The organism is Roseicyclus sp., assembly GCF_018402035.1.
GTDB lineage: Bacteria > Pseudomonadota > Alphaproteobacteria > Rhodobacterales > Rhodobacteraceae > Roseicyclus.
On the sequence record NZ_JAGYJN010000020.1, the window covers coordinates 1 to 8,790 of the forward strand.

General features: G+C 62.0%; 8 protein-coding genes and 2 pseudogenes. 9 read left to right on the forward strand and 1 reads right to left on the reverse strand.

Features of this window, described 5'->3' with window-relative positions; all coding sequences use genetic code 11:
* The first annotated feature begins 477 nt into the window (after positions 1–477).
* The 9 genes and pseudogenes from KG698_RS14135 to KG698_RS14175 all read left to right on the forward strand — a co-directional run.
* The gene (locus tag KG698_RS14135; RefSeq protein ID WP_213686208.1) at positions 478–1,911 is read left to right on the forward strand and encodes a hypothetical protein; all 1,434 of its coding nucleotides are present in this window, start codon (positions 478–480) and stop codon (positions 1,909–1,911) included.
* A 16-nt stretch (positions 1,912–1,927) separates the two neighbouring features.
* Complete coding sequence (locus KG698_RS14140) at positions 1,928–2,980, forward strand: hypothetical protein (protein ID WP_213686209.1); 1,053 nt, start codon at positions 1,928–1,930, stop codon at positions 2,978–2,980.
* A gap of 293 nt (positions 2,981–3,273) precedes the next feature.
* Entirely contained in the window at positions 3,274–4,977 is a 1,704-nt protein-coding gene (locus KG698_RS14145) for a vanadium-dependent haloperoxidase (protein ID WP_213686210.1), read from the forward strand.
* A 74-nt stretch (positions 4,978–5,051) separates the two neighbouring features.
* Entirely contained in the window at positions 5,052–5,414 is a 363-nt protein-coding gene (locus KG698_RS14150) for a hypothetical protein (RefSeq protein WP_213686211.1), read from the forward strand.
* 25 nt (positions 5,415–5,439) lie between these two features.
* Positions 5,440–5,790: a hypothetical protein gene (locus KG698_RS14155; RefSeq protein ID WP_213686212.1), complete on the forward strand. Its 351-nt coding sequence runs from the start codon at positions 5,440–5,442 to the stop codon at positions 5,788–5,790.
* Positions 5,791–5,811: 21 nt separating this feature from the next.
* Positions 5,812–6,720: a hypothetical protein gene (locus KG698_RS14160; protein WP_213686213.1), complete on the forward strand. Its 909-nt coding sequence runs from the start codon at positions 5,812–5,814 to the stop codon at positions 6,718–6,720.
* A 307-nt stretch (positions 6,721–7,027) separates the two neighbouring features.
* A pseudogene (locus KG698_RS14165) lies at positions 7,028–7,249 on the forward strand (IS5/IS1182 family transposase); the annotation flags it as partial.
* A gap of 608 nt (positions 7,250–7,857) precedes the next feature.
* Positions 7,858–8,175, forward strand: a complete 318-nt coding sequence (locus KG698_RS15720; protein WP_367114123.1) for a transposase — start codon at positions 7,858–7,860, stop codon at positions 8,173–8,175.
* A gap of 31 nt (positions 8,176–8,206) precedes the next feature.
* Positions 8,207–8,479, forward strand: a pseudogene (locus tag KG698_RS14175) (transposase); the annotation flags it as partial.
* 98 nt (positions 8,480–8,577) lie between these two features.
* Here KG698_RS14175 and KG698_RS14180 read toward each other — a convergent pair.
* On the reverse strand, positions 8,578–8,790 hold a 213-nt coding region (locus KG698_RS14180; RefSeq protein ID WP_213686214.1), incomplete at its 5' end, for an integrase core domain-containing protein.

Genomic DNA, 8,790 nt, shown 5'->3' on the forward strand with positions numbered 1-8,790 from the left:
CTGCCCCCGCAACCACAACCCCAAAGAAATATTTAGCGATGTCAGCGGCCTGACCAAGTTTAGCCGTTTGCCACTGTCGAGCCATATGCAAAATCAATAGCTTGGCGAGATAAGTTCAAATCACCGCGCAACCAGTTGCCTTTTCCTATGGTTCGCAGGCTTGACCCTGTGGTGCCCGGCACGCTGCTTGTGGACCAACGTACTCTCACCCCGCGAGAGGCTCGCCGCATGATTGCAAGGAGCATTGACAGCTTCCATCCTACTGTGGGACAACAGTGCGGATTGTAACGAAGGCGAAGTATTTTCCGCAGCGTGGGTGGCAGGACCATGCCGACTAAGCCCTTGCTCGTAAAAGTGGTAGGCGCTTTCGACGTTATCGATAGTCGAAAGTCGTCTGTTCGACCGTCTGGTCGCAAGGAATGCGCGCTCGTCGCGATCCTGTCTCTGACCCGACACCATAGGCAGACCCGCACTTGGTTGCAGGAGAAGCTCTGGGGCGAACGCGGGCCGGCTCAGGCTGCTGCGAGCCTGAGGCAGTCGCTGACTACGCTACGCAGCCTGTTAAACTGCAATGGAGAGGTGATCTGCGCTGACCGAACGTGGGTCTGGCTCGATCCGGAACTTATCGAGTTTGACCACCTGTTGCCCGGTGCCGACGGCGAGATTCTGCGCGGGTTTGACTTGTGCGAAGAGGGTTTCAATGACTGGCTCCGCAGCACACGCGCCGAATTTGCCACGCGCGCCGCGAAGCCAGGTTCGGAAGACACGGCAATAACCCTCGATCGCCTCTGGCACATTGAGGCTCCCGTTTGCAGGGGCGAGCATAGCCGGGTAGTTTCCATTTGCGATTTCCTGCACGAGAGCCTTGTCGAGGCTCTGGCAGTCATCGGTGTGAACGCCGCCATCGGTCGAGAACCGCAAGCTCTGGCGCCAAGAGCTTCCGACATGATTGTCAGGCTGCGTGGGCTCCAGTTCGGCACCAGCTGTGCCCTCTCGCTTTCTGTGACAGACGGGTTTGGCGCGTTGAAATGGCAGATCCGGCGCGAAGTCGAACAGACTCGCTGGCCCGATATCCGCGCGGTCCAGATCGAGCTGTCGGAGATGTTCCAAGATTTTGTCCTGCGGGCGGAGGCCAGCGCCTTGCGGGGGGCCCGCTGGAGCGCCCATGCATACGGTTGTCAGGCACTTCTGGGGGTTCTGGTGCCCGGCTCGATCCCGTTGAGCGAGATCACGCGATGCAGCCAGGCGGCAATCGCGGCCGACGAGAAGGGCGTGTATCACGCGCTGCTGGGGTTCTCGCGTCTGCTTCTGTTCGGCGAGCGCGTGATGCGGACGGTCCCGGACGCCGATGAAGTGCTTCAGAGTTTTCGGGCTGCGCTGCGCTTGTCGCCCGGCAACGGCCTAGTCCAGGCCCTGGCCGGCCACAGCTACGGTTTCCTGATGCGCGATCTCGACCGCAACGCCGCGATGACCGCCGAAGCGGTGCGGCTATTGCCCGGGAGCGGGGCCTGCTGGCTGTTCCGGGCGATCTCGCTGGTCTATTGCGGCCGATATAGCGAGGCCGTGATAGCCGCGAAACATGCCGTGTCGCTATGCCGGGGGACTCAGGCCCAGCCGCTTGCACTGAGTACCGAACTTTTTGCACGACTCATGGCAGGCGATACCTCTGGTGCCATCCGGGCGGGCAAGGTCTCGCTCGATACCATCGTCTTTCGACCGACCATCATAGATCTGATGACTGCCTATGCCGTTGAAGGGCGCGTCAGCGAAGGGCGCGCGAAGCTCGAGTTGCTCGTCGCGCGCGAGCCTGACCTGTCGGTCGATATGTTGCGATCGACGGACTACCCGATCGTGAACACCGCGCATCGGGTGCTGATCACCGAGGCAGCAGGGCGCCTTGGCCTGCGATAGAGAGGGAGTAACTGGCATGGCACTGGCACCATTCGGCGTGCTCAATGACGGGCACAAGGGGCGGCTGACGGGTGGGATCCATACGCCAATGTATGAATGGCCCGGTACGCGGGAAGAGTTCGCGACATTGATAAGTAGCTGGGTGGCCGAAGTCGCCGAGTCGCTTTGGCCGGCATGGAGCAATGATGGTTGGGTGGGTGGTGCCAATGCGCGGATGACGGAGGCCGCACGCGCCGAACTGGCCCTTGCCGTCGACCTCTATCATGGCGGCGGTGACAACCTGGGAATTCTGGCCGAAGTTCCAGAGGACGTGCCCGTGCCGCCCGACGGTCACCCGCGCACCCACAAATGGCACTACGAGATCGAGGATGCCCTTGTCCACGACCGGAAGTATCAGTTTCTGATATTGCCGCCAGGAGAGGTACCCAGCTTCGATTTCCGGGCGAGTCGGACGATCGGCTCGAACTATCTGATCTACGAGCCGGGCTTTGACATCACGCGGTTCGAAACCCTGTTCTGGGGCCGGATGCGCGGGCTCCAGCCGCCGATCTTCGATATCAAGCAGCATTTTCAGCGCCCCCGTCCATGGACGGCTGCGACGGCCCTCGGGGTGAAGGGGTTCCGCTGGATCACCGCCGACGGGATCACACACACGGGGGTTCACCCTGCGATCCTTAGCGGTCATTGCATACAGGGCATTCTGGGTGGTTGCTCGGTTCTGGACGCGCTGCTTGATGAACTGAAGCAAACCGGACAGGGGCTGAGCGGAACACAGATCCGCAGCCTTCAGAAGTACATGGTCGACTGGGGCGACCGGCGCGTCTTTGCCGGGGTCCACTACATGACGGACAATATCGCATCCTGGACCCTCGCGCGGAGGCTGATCCCGCATCTTTTCCGCAATAAGCAACAGGTCGAGAACTTCGCGGTTCAGGCGATCATCCACCACAGCCAGGTATTCAAGGACATTGTCCGGCACTTCGGCGAGAAAGTGCCTGATCGCAGCGTCCTGGATCCGGCCCTGCAGATGCTGCTGCGCGATTTCCCTGAGGCGAATCCAACCTCATGACGCGCTGAACAGGACCCGCGAAACCCGAGTTTCAGCGGTATTCGCCGTTGCGACTCCGTCTGTCCGAGCGATTTGACGCCGATTTGATCCTGTCTTTACGATGGTCTGACGCTGCTCTGACGGGCCGGGTCCAGTCTGCACGCAGCCGGATCGGAGGCTGCAATGATCGTCGACAGTGCCCGCACCAGAAGGTCTGACCGGCATGGCTGGCGTCCCATTCGGCGCCCGATGCGGCCGATCATCGTTGCCGCCGGGCCATCCGGAGCCACGCCCTTCTAACTCGGAGACGCAACATGCTGATTCTGCCCAAGATCATCGAGGAAAACGGCCTCAACGACTTTCCGGTGCTCTACTGGAACCACGTCGGGCTCGAGATGAACCGCATCACCCACTCGCTGGGCGGGCCACATCGCGGGCCCACGATGAGTTCCCGCGCGCTGGGGCTTCTGCATCTGGCGATTCACGACGCCTATTTCGCGGTCCTCGGGCACACCCAGGCCAGCAGCCCGCCAACCTGGCTGCCTGACGGCGAGCGTCCCAGCTCCGGGGCTATTCCCGCGACCCTCGTCGAAGCCAATGCCGCCCTAACGGGTGCGGCGGTGCGGATGCTGGAACGGCTCTACGGCGAACCCGATCCCGGCATGTCGACGCAGAACCGGGAAACCATGGTCCAGTTGATGCGCGGCTACACCACCGGCTACCGGCACCATATCGATACTCTGTCGGCCGCGCATATCTACGGCATGGGAATCGCCGATCTGATCCATGCCCGGCTAGCGGTGAAACCCGGCGAGCCAGGCGCCGGCCACGGAAGCTACCAGCCCCGCAGCGGCCGCTACTATTTCCGCGACGAGCCTGGCATACCGGTCCGGCTGGTCAACATCGATCCCGACGATCCGTCCAAGGGACAGCGAGCCGTACAAGAGTATCACGGGCCGTTCTACGGCACCACGGTCGGTGATTTCGCCGTGACGGACCCGGACGGACACCGACTTGCGCATTGGCCCGAGGGCACAGCGGAATACGTGAATGCCTTGGCCGAGGTACGGAAGAAGGGTGGTGCGGCTCACCTGAACTCGACTGACCGCTCACCGGACGAGACGGTGGCAGCGGTCTACTGGGCCTATGACGGGCCCAACCTGATCGGCACGCCGCCGCGCCTCTACAACCAGGTCCTGCGCGTGGTCGCCTGGAACAAGCGCGACCCGGCCGCCAATCCCGCCGACACGACCTTGGCCGCGACCCTCGACCAGAGCAGCGAGTTCGTCCGCGTTCTTGCGCTGGCCAATGTGGCCATGGCCGATGCGGGCAAGTTCGCCTGGAAGGAGAAGTACCGCTTCGAACTCTGGCGGCCGATGTCGGGCATCCGCGAACACGACCCCAGCGCGCAGGCGGGCAATGGCGGGGCCCAGAAGCTGACCGCCGAAGCCGACCCGTTCTGGTTGGCCTTGGGCGCGCCCGAGACCAACTCGGACCGGATCAGCTTCAAGCCGCCTTTCCCGGCCTATCCCTCGGGTCACGCGACCTTCGGGGCGGCCTGCTTCCAGATGGCGCGGCTCTATTATGCTTCGGTTGGCAAGGCGATGGTCGAGCCGAACGGCACCGATAACATCGCCTTCACCTTCGTGTCCGAGGAGTTGAACGGGATTTGCCGCGACCTCTACCAGCCGCATGACCCCGGGCGCCCGATCGAGGACCAGCCAGGCCTCGTGCGCACCTATGTCGAGCGTCGGTTCAACTCGTTGTGGCGCGCGATCTGGGAGAACGCCTTCAGCCGCATCTGGCTGGGCGTGCACTGGCGCTACGATGCCTTCGACTACGCTGACGCGGGCAACGGAAAGGGGGGCTACAAGGACCCCGACACAGTCGCCTACTCCAACGTCTGGACAGCCCCGCGGGCCCCGGACGCGCCCGACAGCGCCCTGCCAACCGGCGGGGTGCCCCTGGGGCTGGGGATTGCCAACGACATCTGGGCCAACGCGATGCGGGCGCCCTGATCCGGCCGCCACACCCAGCAACTCGAAACGACCGCCCCTGAACCGGGGCGGTCACCACGCGAAGGGATCACACCATGCTGATTGCACGCGGCACCTTCACGCCCGGCCAAGGGCACGAAATGCGCGGCGGCTTTACAATCAAGAACCAGGAAGGCCGGTTCCTGATGGAAACCACCGAAGATTTCTATTTCGACGGATCTCCCGATCCGGGCTTTGCCCTAAATATCGGCATCCCCCAAAGCGCCAGCGATCCGGAATTGCGGCAAAGGATGGCCGCAACCCGTTTCCTGAATCTCCCCGGACAAGTCGTCGAGGTGCGGGGACGCCATGCCGGTGAAATCCCGCCGACGCTGGATCTGGTGGCTTTCGACATGCTGGTGCTGTGGTGCTTCGGCTTCCCGTTCATCCTGGGCTTCGGCGTGATCGAGCGGGTCTAAGTCACTTCCAAACAGGGAGAATCCCATGCCACTTTCGGCAAATGAACTGGCTTCCGCCCATCTGGGCGAGGCACTGGCTACCAACATGGTAGCAATGCTGGCCCGGATACTGAATCGATCGACGCTCGTCGATTTCGAGCTCGACGCGATCGGAGATGCCCAGCGCGACCTGCTGTTCGAGCTTTCCTTCTTTGCGATCGCCGTGTTCGAAGATCGCGGCGGAATCGACTTCGCGGGGCAGAAGCACTTCCCACGTGTAACGTTCGAGATCGGCAGCTCAAGCGGCGAGCCGGACCTCATCTATTCAGGCGTCATCCTTCATGGATTGGTGGAAGACCCCGTTCTGGACGCGGGCTTGGCGCGCGCCAGGGCGTGACATACCAAAGCGAGGTGTCCCATGCTTTTCTCCAACGCCGTCGACATGGTGATCGGGTTGATCCTGATCTACCTTTTGCTCAGCGTCATCTGCACGAGCATCAACGAGCTAATTGCAGGCCTGTTGAGGTTGCGCGCGAGGGTGCTGCATGCCGAGATCCGGCTGATGATCGATGACGACAAGGTCCTGGAGGCGTTCTGGAACACCGGACTGATGCGCTCGCTCAGTCGCCCGACACCGCAGGCACTGGTCGCGCCGGGTCAGGCGCCAAGCTATATGGGCCGCACCAACTTCTCGCACGCGCTGATCGAGGCCCTGCGGACCCCCGTCAACGATCAGGTGGGCGGGGACAGCACCGAGGAAATGGCGCCACTGTTCGCACGGGTCGATCGCAACTCGATCCTCTACAAGGTCATTCATGAACTGGGTCTCGACCCTCTCGAACGGGTTGATGCCGCCCGGCAGGGGCTGGAATCCTGGTTCGATCAGGTCATGGAGCGCGCAACCGGTGTCTACAAGCGCTATTTGTCAATGGTGTCCTTTCTGGTAGCTCTGATCCTGGTCGTCGCGATCAATGCGGATACGTTGGCTATCGCAAACACGCTCTGGCGCGACGAGGCCCTGCGCGCGCGTTTCGTCGAGGCGGCCGCCGGGATCGTCGACACGTCATCGGCTCAGCCCGCTGCCACGCCGGATAGGGAACAGCTTGCCGAACTGACCGGAGCCTTGCTGCCGTCAGTCTTAGGATGGTCCAATGATTCCTGTGCAAGAGACGGTTGCCTCGAGGTGCTGGGTTTTGCGGTCAAGGCCCTCGGTCTTCTGCTGACGGCCTTTGCGATCACCCTTGGTGCCCCGCTCTGGTTCGATGTGCTGACGCGCTTTGCCGCCCTGCGCAATAGTGGCCCGCTAAGGCGACGCGACCCTAGCTGAGACGCGAACTTGCGTAGATCGGGATGAGCGTTGCGTTCACCGGGCGCCAATCGGTGGCTCTGGCTTGTCCCGCGAAGCTACGAAAAGTCAATAGTTTGAAGTTCGCGCCCGGCACCCTTCCTACGGGTACCGCCCGTGTCGTTGCCGACGATACGACGGATCGATGAAGAGCTTCCAGCCGAAGATGGGCGGCCCGCCGCCCGATGACGACCCGGGCAGCCTGCCCGGACCCGATGGCACCGCCACAGACCACCCCGAACCGATCCCCTCCGAGACCGACCCCATGCCCCGCCCCGACCGCCAGTTGCGCAATGCCGAAGTCGACTTCCGGGGCGAGAAGCGGAGCAATGCCACCCATGTCTCGACCACCGGCCCGGACGCACGCCTCTACAAGAAATCCCCCGGGACCGGGGCTATGCTCTGCTTCATCGGCCATGCCCCGATGGAGAACCGTTCCGGCCTGATCGTGCAGGGCGATCTGACACAGGCCGACGGCCATGCCGAGCGCCGGGCGGCGTTGTCCATGCTCCTCGGTGAAATCGATGCGACCATGACCGTTCGGCTGCCTGTCACCCTGATGAAGCGACAGTCCGTCAGTCGCAAGCTTTAGTGCGGTCGATTGCATCCGAATCCTTACCGTGACGGCGGCAGATGCAGATGCAGAGCAGGCGATCGTCGTGATGCCCGTCAACCGAGGCATTCCTGCAAACCGCGAGCCGCTTGCCGGGTCACTCTTTGCCGTGGAGGTTGAAGTTGTCGACCGTCACGTGACCCCTAGGCCACCGATGAGGCTCTCTAGTCATTCTTCGCGGTTGAAGAAGCGTAGCTTCCCCTAGCGGACTGACTCCTTCGCCCACATACCGCTAGGCGGCGAGCCTTGGCACTACCAATTCGACTATTCGCCGCAATCGTTTTCTGCGAGCCCCCGCAACCAAATTACTGCGTAATTTCATGCGCTTAAGAGCCTCCCTCACGGGGGGCTTTTTGCGTTCCGCCCGTGGCGGAAGCACTACGGAAGCAGCGGGGCGAAACTCACGCCAGTGTCCGAGCTGCGTAAGCGTCCGGCCTGACCGCCCTGCCGCGGATTGAGAGAGGCGGATAGTGTCCACCTACGATAGTGGACACTAAGGTGCAAGCGTGGCGCGGCGGACGAGGCGGCTTTGGACGGATGGGGAGAAGCGGTCGATCTGCTTGCAGACGACGGCGCCCGGCGTTTCCGTGGCTCAGGTTGCGCTTTGCTACACGGTGAACGCGAACCTGATCTTCAAATGGCTGCGTGATCCCAAGTATCGGCCCGCCCCCCGGACTGAGGCAGAGGATTCCGGTTTGAGCTTTCTGCCAGTGGAGATCGTCGCGGAGGCGAAGGCACCGATAGCGGTTTGTGCGACCGAGGGGCATATCGAGATCGAACTGGCCGGTGACCTGCGCCCCGAAAGGTCCCTCGCCATGATGTAGAGTCTGCCCAACCTGAGAAGGAGCAGACGACATGAGGAAAAGCCGTTTCACCGAGGCGCAGATTATCGGGATGATCAAGGAACAGGAGGCTGGTTTGCCGACCTCCGAGCTTTGTCTGAAGCACGGTCCGAGCCCTGCGACGTTCTACAAGCTGAAGGCCAAACATGGCGGGATGGAGTTGTCGGACGCCAAGCGGCTGAAGCAGCTTGAGGACGAGAACGCCAAGCTGAAGCGACTGCTGGACGAGCAGATGCTCGACATGGCTGCGATGAAGGAACTGCTGTCAAAATGTATGGTCCGCCCCGCAATCGCAAGGTTTTCGTGAGTGACGCATCGGCTTGCGTAAATGTATCCGGCCTCTGGGGTAATCTCCCCATATTTAACGGGATGCATTCGTAGAACTTACGCGGCCATTTTCAGTTTCATTGCGGGTGTGATGCCGCCGATGCCCATGTTCGGGCGGTCGTTGTTATATGTCCATAGCCATTGCGTGGCTTGATCCTGTGCCTCCTCGATGCTTTCGATGATGTATTGGTCCAGCCATTCGTGCCTGACAGTACGATTGTAACGCTCGACATAGGCGTTCTGCTGGGGCTGTCCGGGTTGGATGTGCTG

Bases quoted from the DNA above. Each gene is read 5' to 3' on its own strand.
- KG698_RS14145 (WP_213686210.1), top strand. From the start codon at position 3,274: ATGCTGATTCTGCCCAAGATCATCGAGGAAAACGGCCTCAACGACTTT.
- KG698_RS14150 (WP_213686211.1), top strand. From the start codon at position 5,052: ATGCTGATTGCACGCGGCACCTTCACGCCCGGCCAAGGGCACGAAATG.
- KG698_RS14140 (WP_213686209.1), top strand. From the start codon at position 1,928: ATGGCACTGGCACCATTCGGCGTGCTCAATGACGGGCACAAGGGGCGG.
- KG698_RS14160 (WP_213686213.1), top strand. From the start codon at position 5,812: ATGCTTTTCTCCAACGCCGTCGACATGGTGATCGGGTTGATCCTGATC.
- KG698_RS14155 (WP_213686212.1), top strand. From the start codon at position 5,440: ATGCCACTTTCGGCAAATGAACTGGCTTCCGCCCATCTGGGCGAGGCA.